Annotated in this window: 17 protein-coding genes; 6 read left to right on the top strand and 11 right to left on the bottom strand. The window is 69.5% G+C overall.

Annotation, left to right across the window (positions count from 1 at the left end; genetic code table 11):
- The first annotated feature begins 76 nt into the window (after nucleotides 1–76).
- On the top strand, nucleotides 77–610 hold the full coding sequence (locus P8627_RS11795) for a 2'-5' RNA ligase family protein (protein ID WP_279964311.1): 534 nt from the start codon (nucleotides 77–79) through the stop codon (nucleotides 608–610).
- On the opposite strand, the gene P8627_RS11790 is transcribed toward P8627_RS11795, so the two are convergent.
- From P8627_RS11790 to P8627_RS11755, 8 genes are all read right to left on the bottom strand, one after another.
- Entirely contained in the window at nucleotides 576–1,397 is an 822-nt protein-coding gene (locus P8627_RS11790) for a transglutaminase family protein (RefSeq protein WP_279964310.1), read from the bottom strand. The genes P8627_RS11795 and P8627_RS11790 overlap by 35 nt on opposite strands.
- Complete coding sequence (locus tag P8627_RS11785; RefSeq protein ID WP_279964309.1) at nucleotides 1,394–2,335, bottom strand: alpha-E domain-containing protein; 942 nt, start codon at nucleotides 2,333–2,335, stop codon at nucleotides 1,394–1,396. Before P8627_RS11785 ends, P8627_RS11790 begins: the two co-directional genes overlap by 4 nt.
- Nucleotides 2,335–3,762 carry a circularly permuted type 2 ATP-grasp protein gene (locus tag P8627_RS11780; protein WP_279964308.1) on the bottom strand — a complete coding sequence of 476 codons (1,428 nt, stop codon included), beginning with the start codon at nucleotides 3,760–3,762 and terminating at the stop codon, nucleotides 2,335–2,337. Before P8627_RS11780 ends, P8627_RS11785 begins: the two co-directional genes overlap by 1 nt.
- Before the next feature lie 184 nt (nucleotides 3,763–3,946).
- On the bottom strand, nucleotides 3,947–4,117 hold the full coding sequence (locus P8627_RS11775; RefSeq protein ID WP_279964307.1) for a hypothetical protein: 171 nt from the start codon (nucleotides 4,115–4,117) through the stop codon (nucleotides 3,947–3,949).
- A gap of 91 nt (nucleotides 4,118–4,208) precedes the next feature.
- Nucleotides 4,209–5,798 carry a phospholipase D family protein gene (locus P8627_RS11770; protein WP_279964306.1) on the bottom strand — a complete coding sequence of 530 codons (1,590 nt, stop codon included), beginning with the start codon at nucleotides 5,796–5,798 and terminating at the stop codon, nucleotides 4,209–4,211.
- Nucleotide 5,799: 1 nt separating this feature from the next.
- Nucleotides 5,800–7,512 carry a sensor histidine kinase gene (locus tag P8627_RS11765; RefSeq protein ID WP_279964303.1) on the bottom strand — a complete coding sequence of 571 codons (1,713 nt, stop codon included), beginning with the start codon at nucleotides 7,510–7,512 and terminating at the stop codon, nucleotides 5,800–5,802.
- Nucleotides 7,513–8,070 carry an RNA polymerase sigma factor gene (locus P8627_RS11760; protein WP_279964302.1) on the bottom strand — a complete coding sequence of 186 codons (558 nt, stop codon included), beginning with the start codon at nucleotides 8,068–8,070 and terminating at the stop codon, nucleotides 7,513–7,515.
- The gene (locus P8627_RS11755; RefSeq protein ID WP_279964301.1) at nucleotides 8,067–8,264 is read right to left on the bottom strand and encodes a NepR family anti-sigma factor; all 198 of its coding nucleotides are present in this window, start codon (nucleotides 8,262–8,264) and stop codon (nucleotides 8,067–8,069) included. Before P8627_RS11755 ends, P8627_RS11760 begins: the two co-directional genes overlap by 4 nt.
- A 113-nt stretch (nucleotides 8,265–8,377) precedes the next feature.
- Here P8627_RS11755 and P8627_RS11750 point away from each other — a divergent pair, with 113 nt between their 5' ends.
- Nucleotides 8,378–9,169, top strand: a complete 792-nt coding sequence (locus P8627_RS11750; protein ID WP_279964300.1) for a response regulator — start codon at nucleotides 8,378–8,380, stop codon at nucleotides 9,167–9,169.
- Nucleotides 9,170–9,223: 54 nt separating this feature from the next.
- Here the strand turns inward: P8627_RS11750 and P8627_RS11745 are convergent, their stop codons facing one another.
- Nucleotides 9,224–9,559, bottom strand: coding sequence for a hypothetical protein (locus P8627_RS11745; RefSeq protein ID WP_279964299.1), 336 nt, complete (start codon nucleotides 9,557–9,559; stop codon nucleotides 9,224–9,226).
- A 142-nt stretch (nucleotides 9,560–9,701) separates the two neighbouring features.
- On the opposite strand from P8627_RS11745, the gene P8627_RS11740 reads away from it, so the two are divergent.
- Entirely contained in the window at nucleotides 9,702–10,376 is a 675-nt protein-coding gene (locus P8627_RS11740; RefSeq protein ID WP_279964298.1) for a Crp/Fnr family transcriptional regulator, read from the top strand.
- 4 nt (nucleotides 10,377–10,380) lie between these two features.
- Here the strand turns inward: P8627_RS11740 and P8627_RS11735 are convergent, their stop codons facing one another.
- Together P8627_RS11735 and P8627_RS11730 are read right to left on the bottom strand one after the other, a co-directional pair.
- Nucleotides 10,381–10,596, bottom strand: a complete 216-nt coding sequence (locus P8627_RS11735; protein ID WP_279964296.1) for a hypervirulence associated TUDOR domain-containing protein — start codon at nucleotides 10,594–10,596, stop codon at nucleotides 10,381–10,383.
- A 59-nt stretch (nucleotides 10,597–10,655) separates the two neighbouring features.
- On the bottom strand, nucleotides 10,656–11,525 hold the full coding sequence (locus P8627_RS11730) for a formate/nitrite transporter family protein (RefSeq protein ID WP_279964295.1): 870 nt from the start codon (nucleotides 11,523–11,525) through the stop codon (nucleotides 10,656–10,658).
- A gap of 101 nt (nucleotides 11,526–11,626) precedes the next feature.
- Here P8627_RS11730 and P8627_RS11725 point away from each other — a divergent pair, with 101 nt between their 5' ends.
- From P8627_RS11725 to P8627_RS11715, 3 genes are all read left to right on the top strand, one after another.
- Nucleotides 11,627–12,832 carry a DUF2254 domain-containing protein gene (locus tag P8627_RS11725; protein ID WP_279964294.1) on the top strand — a complete coding sequence of 402 codons (1,206 nt, stop codon included), beginning with the start codon at nucleotides 11,627–11,629 and terminating at the stop codon, nucleotides 12,830–12,832.
- Between the two features lie 130 nt (nucleotides 12,833–12,962).
- Nucleotides 12,963–14,750 carry an autotransporter assembly complex protein TamA gene (locus P8627_RS11720; RefSeq protein WP_279964292.1) on the top strand — a complete coding sequence of 596 codons (1,788 nt, stop codon included), beginning with the start codon at nucleotides 12,963–12,965 and terminating at the stop codon, nucleotides 14,748–14,750.
- A complete protein-coding gene (locus P8627_RS11715) occupies nucleotides 14,751–19,349 on the top strand; it encodes a translocation/assembly module TamB domain-containing protein (protein ID WP_279964291.1) in 4,599 nt (1,532 codons plus the stop codon).

Here is a 19,349-nt window from a genome sequence, read left to right as displayed (position 1 = left end):
ATGCTGGCGCAGACTTGGCACGCGGGCCCGGGCGCTTCAATGGGGAACGCGGGCCGGGCCGCGGCGTTCCGGTGGCATGTCCGCGCCGCTGATCGTCACGCTCGAAGCCGACCCCGCCTCGCAGGCGCGCTTCGCCGCAGCCCGGACGCGGTGGTTTCCGGCCGCGCGGAACGTCGTTCCGGCGCATGTGACGCTGTTCCATCAGCTCCCCGGCCTCGACGCGCCGGAGGCCGCGCTGCGCCTTCACGAAATCGCGCGCGAGACCGCGCCGCTGCCCTTCGCGGTGGCCGGGATCATGCCGCTCGGCCGTGGCTGCGCCTACCGGCTGGAGCTGCCGGGCGGCACGGCGCTGCGCGACCGCGTGGGCCGCGGGATCGACCGGAAGCCGCAGGATCGCGGAAGGTTGCGCGCGCATGTCACGATCCAGAACAAGGTCGCCCGCGACGTGGCGGCGGTGACGCTGCAGGCGGTCCAGGCGGGATTCGTGCCCTGGGACGGGCGGATCGACGCGCTGCGCCTCTGGCGCTATCAGGGCGGACCCTGGGAGGCGGCGGGTCGGTTCGCGCTTGCGGGCGCTACTGCTGCTGGTTCTGGATCGCCCGGACCGTGACCTCGACCGTCATGCGCTCGTCGCCATTGCCCTGCCGCAACCCGATCACCGGCGCGGCCTCGTCGTAGTCGCGCCCGGTGGCGACGCGGACATAGCGGTCGTCCGGCGAAATCCCGTTCGAGATGTCGAAGCCGACCCAGCCCAGACCGTCGATATGCGCCTCGGCCCAGGCATGGGTGGCGTCCTGCTCCTCGCGGTCGTCCATCTTCAGATAGCCCGACACGTAGCGCGCCGGCCGGTCCAGCAGCCGGGCGCAGGTCACGAAGATATGCGCATGGTCCTGGCAGACGCCGGTGCCGTTCGCGACCGCCTCCTCGGCGGTCATGCCGACATCGCTGCTGCCGGTAGCGTAGGCGACGGTGTCGCGGATCGCTTCGGAGAGCGCGTGCATCTGCTGGAGCTGGTCCTCCATCTCGCGCAGGTCGCGCACGAGGCCCAGCGTGCCGGGGCCGCGGCGGGTCCGGTCGGTCGGCCTCAGGAACATCCACAACGGCATGTAGCCGCCGTGCTGGCCCAGCACGCCGCCCAGATCCTCCATCTCGACCTCGCCCTCGGCGACGATGCGGACCTCGGTGCGCCCGGGATCGATCGAGACGAGCTGGACGCGGTTGTTGTTGGCGTCGTCGAATTCGACCTGGATCTGGCCGCCCTCGACGCGGGTGTCCCAGGACAGGATCTTCTGGTCGTCGCGATGCTTCGGCGTCAGGCGCAATTGCTGCAGCCCGTAGCTCACCGGCCCACCCCAGTGGTAGGACGTGACGTGGCGGATGGCGAGGCGTCGGGTCATTCCACGAACCTGTAATCGCGCTCGATCTGGGCCGCGAGGCCGGAGTTGAGCGTCAGGAAGTCCTGGAGGAACTCGTGCAGTCCCTCCTCGAAGATGGATTCGATCGTGGCGCGTTCGAGCTTGCGGCAGATGTCGTCGGACAGGTCGTGGCAGGGCATCCGCACGCCGTGATCGCGCTGCAGATACTCGAGATTGCCGCCGATCTTGTTGTAGCAGAAGGCCAGGCTGCGCGGCATCCGCCCGTCCAGGATCAGGAAGCGGGCGATGTCGCCGGGCCCGCGGGTGCGGCCATGGACCATGCGGAACGCGCCTTCGGCCGAAACCGAGCGCAGGATCGTCTCCCATTGCGCGTTGTCGAGCCGCGAGCCGATCCCGGCCGAGGTCGGCAGCAGCACGTAGTATTTCACGTCGAGCAGCCGCGCGGTGGCGTCGGCGCGCTCCAGAAAGGTCCCGAGCCGGGCGAAATCGTAGATCTCGTTGCGCAGCATCGTGCCGTGCAGCGTGCCGCGCACGAAGGCCGAACGCTGGCGCACGACGCCAAGCACATGCGGCAGGCGCTTGGTGGTGACCTTGCGCGCCAGCTCGTCGCGCAGCGTCATCCAGCATTCGTTGACCGCTTCCCAGACCTCGCGGGTCAGCGCCGTGCGCACCATGCGCGCATTCATCCGCGCCATTTCGATGCAGTTCATCACCGACGAAGAATTGCCCTCGGCGCGCAGCAGCCAATCGGTGACCGCCTCGGCCGAAACCTCGTCATGTTCGGCTTCGAAACCCTGGCGCGCGCCGGCGGTCTCCAGCACCGAGAGCCACTCGTTCTCGGCGCGGTCGGGACGCGTCAGCGCGATGCGCTGGCCCGTCTCGACCAGCCGCGCGATGTTCTCGGACCGCTCCAGGTAGCGGAACATCCACAGAAGGCCGCCTGCCGTCTTGCCCAGCATCACTCGTCCTCCAGCACCCAGGTGTCCTTGGTGCCTCCGCCCTGCGAGGAATTCACCACCAGCGACCCCTTCTTGAGCGCCACGCGCGTCAGCCCGCCCGGCGTGATCTCGACCCCGTCGGGCGAGACGAGAACGAAGGGCCGCAGATCCACGTGGCGCGGCGCCAGGCCGTTCTTGACGAAGATCGGCACCGTCGAGAGCGCGAGCGTCGGCTGGGCGATGTAATTGCCGGGCCGGGCCTCCAGCTTCTTGCGGAATTCGCGGATGTCCTTCTTCGACGCGGTCGGCCCGATCAGCATGCCGTAGCCGCCCGAGCCGTGGACCTCCTTCACGACCAGCTCCTCGAGATTGTCGAGCACATGGCCGAGGCTGTCGGGATCCGAGCAGCGCCAGGTAGGCACGTTTTCCAGCATCGGTTTCTCGCCGGTGTAGAACTCCACGATCTCGGGCATGTAGCTGTAGATCGCCTTGTCGTCGGCCACGCCGGTGCCCGGCGCGTTGGCGATGGTGATGCCGCCCGCACGATAGACGTCGAAGATGCCGGGCACGCCCAGCATGGAATCCGGATTGAAGTTCAACGGATCGAGGAAATCGTCGTCCACGCGGCGGTAGAGCACGTCGATCGGCTGGTAGCCGCGGGTCGTCCGCATCGCGACGCGCCCGTCCACCACCCGCAGATCGTGCCCCTCGACCAGCTCCACGCCCATCTCGTCGGCGAGGAAGCTGTGCTCGTAATAGGCGGAGTTGTGGATGCCGGGCGTCAGCACGGCCACCGTCGGCTCGCCCGAACAGGCGGGCGGGGCGCAGGCGGCGAGGCTGGAATGCAGGCGCTGCGGATACTGGCTGACGCGCTGGACGCGGTTCTGCTGGAACAGCTCGGGGAACATGTTCAGCATCGTCTCGCGGTTTTCCAGCATGTAGCTGACGCCGGACGGCGTGCGGGCGTTGTCCTCCAGCACGTAGAACTGGTCGGGGCCCGTCCGCACCAGGTCGATGCCGACGATATGGGTATAGACGCCGCCCGGCGGCTCGACCCCGATCATCTGCGGCAGATAGGCGTCGTTGCGGGCCAGCATCTCGTAGGGCAGCCGGCCGGCGCGGATGATCTCCTGGCGGTGGTGGATATCGTGCAGGAAGGCGTTGAGCGCGCGGACGCGCTGCTCGATGCCTTTCGACAAGCGCTTCCATTCGCGCGCGGCGATGATGCGCGGAACGATGTCGAAGGGGATCAGCCGCTCGCCCGCCTCCGCGTCGCCGTAGACGTTGAACGTGATGCCGGTCAGCCGGAACACCGCCTCGGCCTCGCGCGCCTTGGCGCGCAGGTCGCCGGCGCTCTCCGCCGAAAACCAGCGCTCGAAGGCCTCGTAGGCCTCGCGGACGCGTCCGTCGGGGAAACGCATCTCGTCGAAATTGGTCGCATCGCTCATGGCCGGGACGATGGGCGGTTTCGCGGGAAAGCGCAAACGGGTTGCGGGCGTCACCCACACGAAGCCGTCAAGCGCCTGACAAGATGGCGAAAGTCGCGATGGTTGCGCATGAAAAAAGGGCTCCGACCATCTGGCGGAGCCCTCTATCTATCGTGCGACCGGACCCGGCCGCGGCACGCTGGCGTCAGAGACGCTCGTCGATCTTGCCCGTCGGGCCGTCCTTGGCCAGGGCCGATTTCGGCGCGTCGGGATCGTGACGCTCCTCCTCGACCTTCGAGCGCGAGCGGATGGCGAAGATGATGACCAGGCCCAGCGTCGCGAGGGCCAGTGCGGGGATCAGGAATTCGGTACTCATGGCAGTCTCCTGTTATTCACCGGGTCAACGGACCACGGGGCCGGGCCGTTCCGGCCTGCGGCGATTCCGCGCGATCGGCGGGCGGCGCGGCTCAGACCATCTCGTCGGGGACCGCCGGCAGGTCGCGCCCGAACCGCTTGGCCGGCGCGGTCAGGTAGGGGACGAGAAAGCCCACCCGCTCGTCGGGATGGGCGCGGGCATTGACCAGCGCCTGCCGCTGCCAAGCCCGGACCGTGCGGTCGGGATCGATCAGCGCGCCGTCCTCCGTCAGGTCGGTCCCTAGCCAGTTGCGCAAGCACCGGTCGCGCAGGCGCCGCACCGTCGCGGGATCGCGGAGCGGGATCGCGAGCTCGGTGTCCCAGCGCAGGCTCCGGCCGTTCAGGTTCGCGCTGCCGACGATCGCGACCCGCGCATCGATCACGCAGACCTTCGCATGGACGTAGATCATCGGCGCGCCGTGCAGCACCGACCGGCCGCCACCCTGCGCGACCTCGGGCTGGACCGGGGCGCCGACGAAGAGCCGCCCGCGGAAGGCGCGGCGCAGCTTGCGGATGCAGGACGCCTGGAGGAATTCGCCGAAACGCGCGTCGCTGCGCGTGGTGCCCTGGAAGGCCACGTCCTCGGGGGCGGCGGGCAGGATCAGCATCAGCTCCAGCCCTGGGGCCGCGGCGGCGCGCGCCGCCAGCGCGCGGGCGATGCGCCGGTCCCGCAGGTACTGCGTCTCGATATAGATCAGGCGCTCGGCCTGCGCGATCTCCGCCAGAAGCACGGCCTCGATCTCGCGCCGGACGGGATTGGGCGCCAGGATCGACGGGCGGCCCTTGGGCTTGGCCGACAGGGTGCGCAGCACCCGTCCGTCCAGATCGCTCGCCTCACGGTCGCCGCCGATCACGTCGCCCAGCTCGCCCAGATGGGTGGCGACGGCGGCAGCCCGGTCGGCGTCGCGCACGAGGATCTGGATGTCGTGCCAGGTCTCCTCGGACCGCTCGACATGGTCCGGCGTGTCCCAGCGCCGCTCGTTCAGGTCGAGCCCTCCGATATAGAGCCATTCGCCATCGATCACTGCCGTCTTCTGGTGATGCGTCACCGGCCAGAGCGACGGCAGCGGCCAGACGCGGGGACGCAGCCGCCCGCCGGTCCGCGCCAGCAGGGAGGCGAAATGCGGATGCCGGGCGAGGAAGCGCGACAGGGACCGGTCGCCCTTGCGCTGGACCTCGCGCAGGCGGCCGTCCATCAGCCCGTGCACCCGCGGCCAGAGCGCGAGTTTCGCCACCACCCCGACCGCGGCCGGGTGCAGCGAGGCCGTCACTTCGATCCGCGCGTCCGGCCCGGCCAGTTCGGCCAACGCGGCGGCCATGCGCATCGAGCGCCAGGTCAGCCCATGCAACTCGGTCGCGACGATGGGGTCGAAATCCGACAGGACCAGGCGGAAGGATACGCCCTCGCGCAGCTTGTGCAGGATCAGGTCGAACCAGTCCTCGCCCAGCGAGCGGGCCTGCTCGCTGCGCAGCCGGGTCGAGAAATCGAAGATCCGGAAACCCGCGACGATCTCGCGCGTCGCGCCGAGCACCACGCGCTCGAAGGCGGGATAGGCCTCGGCGGCGGTGATGAAGAGGTCGATATCGGCATCCGCGGGACCGTCTCGGGCCGGCGGGGCTTCGGGGCGGGCGCGCCAACCCATCTCAATAGTCCCGCGTCTCGGCCTCGAAGGACCGGATCGGGAAGATGATGCGGACGCGGTAGCTGTCGCCCTCCACGCCCATGTCGAGCGAGCCGGAGAGCTGGCTCTCGAAGGCGCGGATGAGCTGCGCGCCGAGGCCCTGCGACGGGCTCGCCGTGCGCTCGGACCCGAGCGTCGAGACGACGGTCAGGCAGCCTTCCTCCTCGGAGGTGCGCGTCAGCTCCAGCCGAATGCGCCCGACGCCGGTGGCATCGACCCCGGCGAAGCGCGCGGCGTTGGTCACCGCCTCGCTGCACAGCATGCTGAGGGGCACGGCCTGGTCGGGGAAAAGCTGGATGCTCTCGGCCTCGCATTCCAGCCGCAACGTGGCGGCGCGATCGGACATCGCGACGAGCTGGTTGGCCAGTTCGCAGACGAGGACGCCCGCGTCGATGCGGTTCATGTCCGAGGAGCGGTAGAGCGTGCGATGCACCGAGGCCAACGTCAGCACCCGCTCCTGCAGGCGGCGCAGCGTCGTGCGCGTCTCCTCCGAGCTGCTCTTGCGCATCTGCATGTTCATGATCGAGGTGATCAGCTGCAGGTTGTTCTTCACCCGGTGGTGCACTTCCTTCAGCAGGACGTTCTTCTCATGGAGGTTGTTCTCCAGCCGCGCCTCGTCCTGCAGGATGGCATGGGCCATCTCGCGGAAATCGGTCTCGATCCGGGCTAGATCGGCGCCCGCCTTGGCCAGAACCGGCTTGCCGATCAGGCGGCGCGTGCGCGCGAAGGTCCGCATCTGGCGCGACAGGCCGCGGATGTGGCGGATGATCAGCCGGTCCAGCGCGACAAAGGCCACGAAGAGCGTGGCCAGCCACATCATTATGGGCAAAAGCGAGGTCGCCAGAAGCCGCTGCAGCCCCGTCGCCACCAGCGCATACTGCGGCCAGGTCGTCATCGCGTAGGCCACGCCGGGGACCAGCGGCACGACGGCGAAGGCGCGCGTGATGCCATCCCCGTCGGGCCCGGCGAAGACCTGCGCCGGCCCGTCGGACAGCGCCGCGAGCGAGACGTCGCGCGGCAGGGCGGCGCGGATGGCGTCCGGCGGGGTCGAGCTGGTCAGCACCTCGCCGCGCGCGTTGAAGGTCAGAAGCGCCAGCGGATCCTCGGTCGGCAGTTCGCCGGCCGGGGCGGCAAGGCTACGTTTCGGCACCCCGAGGGAGATCGCGCCGACCACCGTGCCGCCGTCGTCGCGAACCGGCTCGGAGATGATGACCACCGGTTCGGGCACGTTCTCGGTCTTGGCATTGAGGATGGAAGGAAACGACGCGCCGCGCGGCAGCTCCAGCGCTTCGGGCAAGGGCCCCGCGGCATCGTCGCGCGCGGCGGCGCAGACAACCTTGCCCTCGGCATCGGTCACGAGAACGAAAAGATAGCTTTGCGCCTGCCGGAGCATGCGCTCGATCCGCGCCTCGCAACGTCCCACGTCCTCGTTGCCGAGCAGAAGGGAGGCGCCGAGGGCGCGTGCGGCGCCGAACCCGCGCTGGGCCACCGCCTGCAAGGGATTGGCGGCGCGTTCGGTGATCAGCAGAAGGGCGAGGCGACGCTCGCCCGCGACCTGCTCGGCCACGCGGTTCGATTGCCAAACGGCAATCGACCCCAGCGGCAACAGCGCGAGCGACAGAAGCGCAAGAACCCGGAGCGTCAGGCTGCGACCGCCGAACGTCAGCTGTCGCATTTACATGTTGCCGTTATGCGCCGAAGCCACCACAGCCATCGTGGCCGAGTCCGTCAGTTCGAAGGCCTCGTCATCGGACATCTGCATCAATTCGACCAACTTGGCGCGGCCGCGATTGACCCGACTCTTGATCGTGCCGACCGCGACCCCGCAGGTCGCCGCCGCCTCTTCATAGGCGAACCCCGACGCCCCGACGAGCACCAGCGCCTCGCGCTGCTCCTCGGGAAGCTTGGCGAAGGCCACCTCGAAATCCATCATGTTGAGGCGCCCGTCATGATCGGGCTTGCGCGACAGGCTGGCCGTGATCGCGCCGTCGGTGTCCGGCACCTCGCGCTTGGCCTTGCGGCGGTTCGAGTAATAGGTATTGCGCAGGATCGTGAAGAGCCAGGCGCGCATGTTCGTGCCGGCCTGGAACTTGTCGAGATTGGACCAGGCCTTGACCAGGCTGTCCTGCACCATGTCGTCGGCCAGCGCCGCGTTCCGCGTCAAGGAGACGGCGAAGGCGCGCATGGCGGGAAGGTGCTCGACCAACTCGTCCCGGGGATCGGGATGGCTCATTCGTCGTTCCCTTCCGGGCCGTGCTCATCATCGGTATCGCTGGAAGGCACTTCGCCGGCCTGCAACTGGGCAAGCAACTTCGCGAAACGGTCAGGAACGTCTTCGGACAGGACGGAATCGTATACGCGACGAAGGTTCTGATCGATCAGATCAGCCTTCGCGTCATCCTTGCCGTGATCGTCGTTCTGAACCATCTGCATCCCAACCCCGAATGTGTTTTTTTCATAACGGGTCCGGAACAGAACGTCATGTCGTGCGGTTTGTTCCGCAGAAAAGCTTCAAGACTTTCGGAACCGTGGGGGATCACATGGACGCGACCACCGAGATCAGCAAGGCCCTGCCTTACCTTCGCCGCTACGCGCGGGCCATGACCGGCGCGCAGACGAGCGGGGACAATTACGCCGCCGCCACGTTGGAGGCGATCCTGTCCGACCGCTCGGCGCTCGAGGGGACGAGTTCGGTGAAGGTCGCGCTCTTCAAGACGTTTCACGGGATCTGGTCGAGCTCTGGCGCGACCGTCGAAGCCGAGGAAGACGGCCCGCGCCGCCGCGCGCAGGACCACCTATCCCGCCTGACGCCGAACACCCGCGAGGCGCTTCTGCTGCACACCGTCGAGGAGTTCAGCTTCGCGGAGGTCGGCGAGATCATGCAGATCCCCGAAACCGAAGCCGAAGAGCTCGTCGGGATCGCGCGCCAGGAGATGGCGGATGCGGTGGCCGGCAAGGTCATGATCATCGAGGACGAGTCGATCATCGCGATGGATATCGAGGCGCTGGTCACGGAGATGGGTCACCGGGTCACCGGCATCGCCCGCACCCATCGCGAGGCGGTCGAGCTGGCGCGCGCCGAGATGCCGGACCTGATCCTGGCCGACATCCAGCTCGCCGACAATTCCAGCGGCATCGAGGCCGTCAACGAGGTGATGACCGATCTGGGCCGTTGCCCGGTCATCTTCATCACCGCCTTCCCCGAGCGCCTGCTGTCGGGCGAGCGCAAGGAGCCGGCCTTCATGATCGCCAAGCCCTATACGCAGGAGCAGGTCCGCTCGGCCGTCAGCCAGGCGATGTTCTTTTCCTCGACCGAGACCCTGACGACCTGAGCGGCACCCCGCGCGGCACTCTCTATCGTCCCGATCTGCCGGTCCACCGCGCGCTCAGACGAGTGCGCGGGCGATCGCGTTGAGGAAGTCGGTCTCGCTGAACGGGTTGTCGAGAAAGACCCAGTGCATTGAAACCTCTTGTCGTGGCACGTCCCCGACGATGACAACGCGCCCGCCCGACTCGAGGAATTGCGAGACGTTCTCGGCCTGCGCGATCTGCTCGTAGGGGCGCGAGGTGATGAAGACCCCGCCCGACCACGCGGGGCGCAGCGGCTCCAGCGCCGCGACGTCGGGCACCTGCATGACTTCCACATCCGGCTCGCTGTTGCGGATCAGCTCGATCATGTCGAGCGCCACGAGCTCGTTATCGGCATCGATGACGTATTTCACGGCGCGACTCCGGTCAGGGTGCGCACCTCATGGAACATTGCGGGCGAGACGGCATTAAACTGTGACATAGCCGAAGCGAGGAATATCGATGGTCACGCGTTGCGAGAGTTGCCCGCTTCGGAGTCAGCCCCTGTTCCAGGAAATGTCCGACCAGGAAGTGCAGAGCACGCAACGGTTCAAGGTCGGCGAGATGACCGTCGAGCCGGGCACGCCGATCCTGACCGAGGGCGCACATTCCGCGCAGCTCTTCACGGTGCTGGAAGGCATGGGCCTGCGGATGAAGCTTCTGGAGAATGGCAGCCGGCAGGTGACGAGCTTCGTCTTTCCCGGCGACCTGATCGGCCTGCAGGCCGCTGTCATGGGCGAGATGAGCCACACCGTCGAGGCGCGGACGCATATGACGCTCTGCGTGTTCGATCGCGCGATGCTGTGGGATTTCTTCAAGAACGCGCCGTCGCGCAGCTACGACCTGATCTGGATCGGCGCCTCGGAGGAGCATTTCCTAGGCGAGGCGCTGGCCACGGTGGGTCAGCGCAACGCCGAGCAGGCCGTCGCCTGGGCGCTGGTGAGACTCTGGGGCCGGGCCTCGGGGCTGCACCTGGTCGGCGAGAACGGGATGCAGTTGCCCTATCGCCAGCAGGACCTGGCCGACAGTCTGGGCCTGTCGCTGGTGCATACGAACAAGACGCTGGCCAAGTTCCGGGAACGTCAGCTCGCCGTCTGGCGCGACGGCATGCTGCAGATCAACGACCTGGAGACCCTCGCGCGGATCGGCCTGACGGAACCGGACGGCGAGAGGCGCCGCCCGCTTCTCTGACGCGTCAGGCCTGTTTCAGCTCGCTCTGGCTCTTCAGGACGCGTCTGCCATCCTCCTGCTCGATCAGGAAGGCGGGGTCGTCATGGCTGGCATCGCGCGTGACCTCGTTGCCGTCGATCGTGCGCGTCACCTTCTCCTCGAAGCGTTCCTTGGCCTCGCCCTCGCCGGTGCCGTTGCCCCAGTCCCACTTCACCTTGTCGCCGACATTGATCCTCGACATCGCGCCATCTCCTTCGTTTGCAGTGATGGCCCAACCGGATAAACGCGGGCGGGGTTCCCTCAGCGCAGCGGGCGGCGGTGCAGCTCGTCCTTGACCTGGCCATGCGTCAGCAGCGTGAAGATGACGGTGCCGCCCACGATGTTGCCGGCGAGAACGGGGATGAAGAAGGTCCGCAGCCCTTCCCAGAAGCCCAGCTGATCGGTCCAGAACATCCAGCCCCATTCGACCGACCCGGCGACGACATGGGTGAAGTCGCCGGCCGCGATGAGCCAGGTGAAGACCATGATGATGGCGAAGGCGCCGTTCTGGCGCTGCGGCAGCATCCAGACGAGCGCCGCGACGATCACGCCCGCTGGGATGGCGCGGAAGAAGGCCACGTCGGGCGCAAACCCCGTCGCGTGAGCCGACAGACTGTCGAGGGCGGGGCGGATGTCGCCCGGGATCGCGTCGGTCAACGCAAAGAGCGCCGAGACCGCGAAGGCGCCCACGACATTGGAGGCCAGCACGAGGATCCACAGCCGAATCATGCCGCCGAAGATCCGCAAGCCCGGCTCGGCGATCACCGGAAGCACGGTGGTGATCGTGTTCTCGGTGAAAAGCTGCATCCGGCCCATGATCACGACGATGAAGCCCAGCGAGTAGCCGAGATTCTCGATCAGGTAGGAATACGGGCTCTCGGGCAGGTAGGTGCGGAAGATCGCTTCGCCGAGGACCGAGAGCGAGATCATCAGGCCGGCGGCGATGCCGGAATAGACGAGGCTGCGCAGCGGACGGGTGAGCTCCTCCTCGCCGTCGCGGCGGATAACTTCGTAGAGGAGCTTCGGCGCGAGCTTACCGGCATCCTCGATGGCCTCCTGCTCGCGTTCTTCCTCCGCGTCCTCCTCCTGCCGGGTCCGGGGACGCAGCCCGATGCTCTCGCGCAAAGTCATGATGGCGGTCCCTTCCACTGGCGGTTGTGCCCGGATGCAACCGACATAGCCCGGGTTGCGTTCCGGTAAACCTTCACCAGCCGCGCGAGCGTCCCGCCCCGATGTCCCCATTCAAGCAATTCGCGCGGCTGCGGAAGATCGTCCAGGACGTGCGCGCCAGCTACTGGTTCATTCCCGGCTGCCTGGTCGTGATCTCCGCCCTGGTCGCGTGGATCGCGCATTTCGCGGGCGAGGACGTGACCGATGCCCTGCCGCTGCCGGTTGCACTGTCGCAGATCTCGACGGAGGGGGCGCGGTCGCTTCTGGCGACGATCGCGGGGTCCATCGCCGGGATCACGGGGGTCATGTTCTCGCTGACGCTGGTCGCGGTGACCCATGCGGCGGGGCAGTACGGGCCCCGGCTCATCGGGAATTTCATGCGCGACCGGGGAAACCAGTGGTCGCTCGGCATTCTGATCTCGGTCTTTGTCTACGCGATCATCACGCTGGCGCTCGTCTCCTCGGGCGAGGAACAGGTCGCGCGGCTGTCGGTCGTGCTGGCGCTCGTGCTGGCGCTTCTCGGGGTCTGCACGATGATCTTCTTCGTCCACCACGTGCCCGAGACGGTGAACGTGGCCAACATCGCCGCGCAGCTCGGACGGCGCTTCGACGTGATGCTGCGCGACCAGATCACGGATCGCGAGGCGCCGGGCGTCGAAAGCCCGGTTCCCGATCGCGAACCGGACCAACGGCTGCGCTTTCCCGAGTCCGGCTATATCCAGGCGGTCAATTACGACCGAATCGCGGAACTGGCCGAGGAATGCGACCTGGTCTTGTTGTTCCGGGCGACGCCGGGCGATTTCGTCACGCCCACCCTGCCCTTCGTCGACATCTGGGGAACCGGACTGTCCGACGAGGCGCGCGAGGCGGTGCTGGAGGCGGTGGCGATCGGCACCGAAAAGACCGAGATGCAGACCGTGACCTTCGTCGCCGATCAGCTGGTCGAGATGGCGGCGCTCGCGCTCAGCCCCGGGGTCAACGACCCGTTCACCGCGATCAATTGCCTCAACTGGCTGTCCGCGGGCCTCGGCACGGCGCTGGCCCATGACGGCGGGCTGCGGCCGCATCCGCCGGGGCGGCTGCACGGGACCGCGCTGACCTTCGACACGCTCTACGCCCACACTTTCCCGGCCGCGATGCCCTACGTGATTGCCGACGCGATGGCCCGGGCGGCCGCGATCGCGCTGCTGACCGATCTGATGGCGATCGAGAGCGGGCTCGACCGCCGCCCGGTGCTGCGCGATCTGCGGCGCCTGCGGGCCGCGTGATTTGGGTGGGCCCGTCCCGGCTTCCCGCTACCATATCGCCGTGGGCCTTGTTAGACGGGGCCGGAAGGGCGCTTGCCACGTCCGCACCCGCGTCGCGCGCGGACCTGCAACCACCGGGATGGGGACGCCCGTGAAGTCGATACAGATCATCACCGCCGCCTTGGCCATATGGCTGATCGTGAGCTTCGGCGCGCAGGCCGCGACGCTGCGCTTCGCACTGCCCGAGGACGAGGACCTTGCGGACAGCCTGCAGGCCGCGTCGCTTCTGGCCGAGACGGTGACCGATCCCGAGGCGCGCCGCCTCGATATCGTAGCCGCCGCGCAGGCCGATTACCGGCGGCTTCTCGCCGTCATGTTCGAGAACGGCTATTTCGGGCCCGTCATCTCCATCCAGATAGACGGGACGGAGGCGGCGGCCCTGCCGGTCGTTTCGGGCAACGGCGCGGTCGAGAGCGTCACCGTTACGGTCCAGCCGGGCCCGCGCTTCCTGTTCCGCCGGGCCGAGATCGCGCCGGTGCCGCCCGGGACCGCGATCCCCGAGGGCTTCGCCGCCGGCCGCCCCGCGGGCACCGACATCCTGCGCGAGACGACCGCGGCGGGGATCGGGGCCTGGCGCGCGCGCGGCCACGCAAAGGCCGAGCTGGCCGCGCAGGAGATCGTGGCGATCCACCCCGAGAACCGTCTCGACGCGGTCCTGACGCTCGCGCCCGGCCCCCGGCTGCGCTACGGGCCGGTCGTCGTCGCGGGCGCGGAGCGGGTGCGCGAGACGCGGATCTCGCGTATCGCCGACCTGCGCGAGGGCCGCGTCTTCGACCCCGAGGAGATCGACGACGCCGCCCAGCGCCTGCAGCGCACCGGCGCCTTCAACTCGGTCGCCATCGTCGAGGCCGAGGCGATCGGGCCGGGCGACACGCTGCCGCTGACGATCCAGGTGGCCGAGCGCCTGCCGCGCCGCTTCGGCGTGGGGGCGGAGCTGTCCAGCATCGACGGGCTCAGCCTGTCGGCCTTCTGGTTGCATCGCAACCTGACCGGCAATGCCGACAGCTTTCGCGTCGAGGGCGATATCGAAGGCATCGGCGGCGGCACGGGCGGCGAGGACTACATCCTGTCCTTCGCCTACAACCGTCCCGCGACCTTCAACGCCGAAACCGATCTTTACGCCAACGCCTTCATCGAAAGCCTCGACCAGCCGAATTTCACCGCCGAGCGGGCGGGCGTCGAGGTCGGCGCGCGCCGGATCGTCAGCGACGAATTCAGCTATTCCTACGGCGTCGCCTATGAGCGGTCGCGCGTGACCGACGCCTTCGGCGAGCGCAACTTCTCGATCCTCTCCCTGCCGCTCGAGGCCGAATACGATCGCCGTGACCAGGATCTCGATCCGACCAACGGCTACTACATCGAGGCCTCGGTCGAGCCGTTCAACGGCTTCGAGACGGCGGGCGCGGGGCTGCGCTTCCTGGGCGATTTCCGCGGCTACCAGGGGTTCGGCGGGGAGCGTCGCACGGTGATCGCCGCGCGGCTGCAACTGGGCACGGTCGTCGGGCCCGCGATCGACGAGGTGCCGTCCACGGACCTGTTTTTCTCGGGCGGCGGCGGCACGGTGCGCGGCCAGGAGTTCCAGTCGCTCGGCGTGACCCTGCCCTCGGGCCAGATCGTCGGCGGCAAGTCCTTCGCGGGCTTCTCGGCCGAGCTGCGGCAAAGCGTGACCGACACGATCGGCGTCGTGGGCTTCTACGACGTCGGCATGGTCAGCGCGAATTCGGACTGGTCGGATGGCGAGACGCATTCCGGCGCGGGGATCGGGCTGCGCTACGACACCGGCATCGGGCCGATCCGCTTGGACCTCGGCTTCCCCGTCTCGGGGCCGGACGACCAGACCGGTTTCGCCATCTATATCGGCATCGGGCAGGCCTTCTGAATGACCAGACGCCTCCTCCCCCTCGCCTTCGTCGCCCTCACCGTCCCCGCGCTCGCGCAGGATAGCGACGCGGAGCGCGACCGCGGCTTCCTGACCGGGCTGATCGAGGACAACCTCTCCGCGCCCGGCCTGTCGGTGCGCATCGACGGGTTCGAGGGCGCGCTGTCGTCGCGCGCCTCGCTGGACCGGCTGGCCGTCTCCGATGACGAGGGCACCTGGCTCGTGCTCGAGGACGTGGTGCTGGAATGGAATCGTTCCGCGCTGCTGCGCGGGCGGCTGGAGGTCGAGGAGCTGTCGGCCGGGCTGATCTCGGTCGCGCGCGCGCCGCTGCCGCCCCAGGGGGTCGAGGCGCTGCCGGATGCGGGCGCCTCGGGCTTCTCGCTGCCCGACCTGCCGGTGTCGGTCGACATCCAGCAATTGCGCGCCGACCGGATCGAACTGGGTGCCCCGCTCCTGGGCGAGGCGGTGGCGCTGACGCTGGATGCGGGCGCCCGGCTCGCCGACGGCTCGGGCGAGCTTCGCCTCGATGCCGAGCGGCTCGACGGCCAGCGCGGCAGCTACGACATCACGGCCAGCTACGCCGCCGACACGCAGGACCTCTCGCTCGATCTCACCGTGTCCGAGGGCCAGGGCGGGCTGGTCGCGACGCTGGCCTCCCTGCCCGGCCAGCCGGCGATCGACCTGAGGGTCGAAGGCGCCGGCCCGCTCGACGATTTCGAGGCGCGCATCGCGCTGGCCTCGGACGGGGCCGAGCGGCTGGGCGGCACGGTCACGCTGACCGGCATCGAGGAGGGCCGCCGCTTCGCCGTCGATCTGGGCGGCGACGTCACGACCCTGTTCGCGCCACGCTACCAGCCCTTCTTCGGCCCCGATGTGCAGCTCGCGGCCGAGGGCGTGCAGCGCACCGACGGCGTGCTGGCGCTGCAGCGCCTCGCCATCGACACCGCGGCGCTGACCGTGGATGGCGAGGCCGAGCTCGGCGCCGATGGCTGGCCCACCTTCCTGGACCTCGCGGTGGTGGTGCAATCGGCCGACGGCACGCCGGTCTTGCTGCCCAGCGCCGCGAATAGCCAGCTGGGCGAGGCCCGGCTGACACTCGACCACGACGCGTCGGTGTCCGACAACTGGACCTTGGACCTCACCGCCCGCGACTACCGCCAGCCCGATATCCAGATCGGCGCGGTCGAGCTGACGGCCGACGGCATCCTCAGCCGCAGCGACGGCACGGTCGAGCGGGCCACGGCGCAGGTCGCCGCCGCGCTTCAGGGGCTCGGCTTCGCGGATCCCGCGCTGGCCGATGCGGTGGGTCCGCGCGCGACGCTCGACACGGATGTGGAATGGAACGCGGGCCAGCCGGTCCGGATCAGCGACCTCTCGCTTGAGGGCGCGGCCTATGCACTGGCGGGCCTCGTGGAGATCGGTGCGCCCGCGGCCCCGGAGGATGCGACCGCGCCCGAGGCCGAGGACGGGCCCGGAACCGGGCTGCCGATCCGGCTCGACCTCGCGCTCGATCACGACCGTTTGGCGGCGTTCGCCGCGCTGGCGGGGCTCGACCTGTCGGGCACCGCGCGGGCCGAATTGCGAGGCACGCTCGACCCGTTGGCCGGCACGTTCGACCTCGACCTCGGGGCGGTGACGGAGGCGCTGGGCCTCGGCATCGCGCAGGCCGACGCGCTGCTGACCGGGCAGACGACCCTCTCCATCGCGACCCGCCGCACGGTCGACGGCACCTTCGTCGACGCGCTGCGGCTGTCGAACGACCAGCTGACCGCCTCGGGCGCCGCCGCGCTGCTGGCCGAGGAGGCCGCGCCGCGCCTGCAGGGCCAGGTCAGCCGCGCGAATTTCGAGGCGCGCATCGCCGACGGCACGCTGATCGACCCGCGGCTCGACGGCGCCACCGAGCTGGCGGCGAACGTGACGCAGGACGATGCGGGTGCGTGGCAGGGCACGGTCGATGCGGTCGCCCCCGAGGGCGTCACCGTCGCGGCCAGCGGGACGCTGACCGGCGAGACCCCCGCCGTCGATTTCGCCGCAAACGTTCCCGATCTGTCGGCCTTCGCCGAGGGCGTTCCGGGCGCCTTGGCGCTGACCGGAACCGCGTCCGCCCGGAACGGGACCTGGACGCTCGACGCGCAAGCGGCGGGGCCATGGGACCTGACGGCCTCGGTCTCGGGGCCCGTGACCGGCCCCACGCCCGAGATCGCCTTAGAGGCGCGGCTGCCCGAGCTGTCCGCGCCGGTGCCGGCCCTGGCCGACTTCGAGGCGCTGCAGGGCGCGGTCGAGCTGTCGGGCACGCTGGGCCAGATCGGCGGCGTCTGGTCGCTGGATGCAAATGCCGCGGCGCCCGCCGGCATCACGTTGCGCGTGCGCGGCCCGCTGACCGGCGACGCGGCCCCGAATATCGAGTTCGCGGGCACCGTCCCCGAGGTCTCGGACCTCGTCCCGGCGGTCGAGGGCCGTCTGGATATCGAGGGCGCGCTGTTTCGCGACGGCGAGGATTTCGCCGCCCGCCTGCGCGCCTCGGGGCCCTATGACGCGGTGGTGACCGCGAACACGATCCTGACCGCACAGCCCCTGGCAGTGGATTTCACCGCCGATATCCCGAGCCTGCAACCGCTGGCCCCGGTGCCCGGCGGCCTGTCGGTCGAGGGCCGCGCCGTGCAGACACCGTCGGGCTTCCGGATCGACCTGGACGGGACCGGGCCCTATGCCGCGACGCTGGACGTGGGCGTCGACCTCGTGGACGGGGTGCCGTCGATCACCGCGACGGGTCAGATCCCCGACAGCGCGGCGCTGGCCCCGCAATTGCGCGGCCCGCTCGACTACGCGGCCGAAGCCACGCAGACCGAGGCCGGCTGGCGCGTCGATGCCGCGGTCGAGGGCGCGCAGGGTCTGTCGGCGCAGGTCGAGGGCCTGGCCACCGGTCCGGGCATGGATCTGGCCTTCCGCATCGGGGCGGCGAATGTCGCGCCCTTCGCGCCGGGCCTGTCGGGACCGCTCGACGCGTCCGGGCGCCTCTTCATGCAGGACGAGACCCTCGCCATCGACCTCGACGCGGGCGGCCCGCTGGGCGCGACCCTGACCGTGGACGGCACGCTGGCGGGCGGCGGCGCGCAGGCGCGGTTCGACCTGCGCGTGCCCGATATCGCGCCGCTCGTGCCCGACATCTCCGGCCCGCTCAACGTCGCGGGGACGGTGGAGCAGCAGGGCGAGGCCTATGTGCTGGACGTCGCGCTGACCGGCCCGGCGGGCACGCAGGCCAGCATCGGCGGCTCGGCACGCACGGATGGCACGCTCGACCTCGATGTCACCGGCTCCGCGCCGCTGGGCCTGGCGAATGCCGTGCTGGAGCCGCGCCGCCTGGCCGGGACGGCCCGGTTCGACATCGCCGTGGACGGGCCGCCGGGGCTGGAGGCCGTGAGCGGCACGATCACCACCTCGGGCGCGACGCTCTCGCTGCCCACGCTGCGCAACTCGCTGGAGGGGATCGACGCGACGATCACGCTGGGGAATGGCCGCGCGGTGATCGAGGCGGCGGCCGGGCTGGGCACCGGCGGGCGGATCACGGTGAGCGGACCGGTCCAGCTTTCGGCGCCCTTCGACGCGGCGCTGGGCGTGCAGTTCGACGTGACGCTGGTCGATCCCAGCCTCTATTCGGCGGAGGTCTCGGGCAATGTCTCGGTCGACGGGCCGCTGACCGGCGGCGCGCTGATCGCGGGCACGATCAATATCGACGGGGCCGAGATCGCGGTCCCCTCCTCCGGGCTGACGGCGGTGGGCGACCTGCCCCCGATCGAGCATCTGGGCGCGACCCGCCCGGTGCAGCGCACGCTGGCGCGGGCGGGGCAGGACGCCGCCTCGCGCCGCGAGGCCGCCGCCGCCGCGGCCGCGCCCTCGGGCCCGCCCTTCCGACTGGATCTGACGGTGAACGCGCCGGGCCGGATCTTCGTACGCGGCCGCGGGCTCGATGCGGAGCTGGGCGGGCGGCTGACGCTGACGGGCACCGCCGACAACCCGGTGACCGCCGGCGGGTTCGAGCTGGTGCGCGGCCGGCTCGACATCCTGCAGCAGCGCTTCGATCTCGACGAGGGGCGCATCACCTTCCAGGGCAGCCTCGTGCCCTTCATCCGCCTCGTCGCGGTGACCGACACCGACGCGATCACCGCCTCGATCGTCATCGAGGGTCCCGCCGACGACATCCAGGTGCGCTTCGAGTCGACCCCGGACGTGCCGCAGGAGGAAATTCTCGCCCAGATCTTCTTCGGCCGCGACCTGAGCCAGCTCTCGCCCCTCCAGGCGCTGCAACTGGCGAATTCGGTGGCCGTCCTGGCCGGACGCGGACAGGGCGGTCTGCTCGACCGGCTGCGCGGTACCGCCGGGCTGGACGATCTGGACATCACCACAAGCGACGACGGCAGCGTCGCGGTCCGGGCGGGCAAGTACCTCTCCGACAACATCTATACCGACGTGCAGGTCGGGCAGAATGGCGATGCCGAGGTGTCGCTGAACCTCGACCTGTCGCCCAGCCTGACGGTGCGCGGCTCGGCCGGAGCGACAGGGGACACCTCGGTCGGGATCTTCTTCGAGAGGGATTACTGA

It is taken from the genome of Jannaschia sp. GRR-S6-38 (genome assembly GCF_029853695.1).
GTDB lineage: Bacteria > Pseudomonadota > Alphaproteobacteria > Rhodobacterales > Rhodobacteraceae > Jannaschia > Jannaschia ovalis.
Note: the sequence above shows the minus strand (reverse complement) of the source record. Positions and strands in the feature narration are given on the sequence as shown.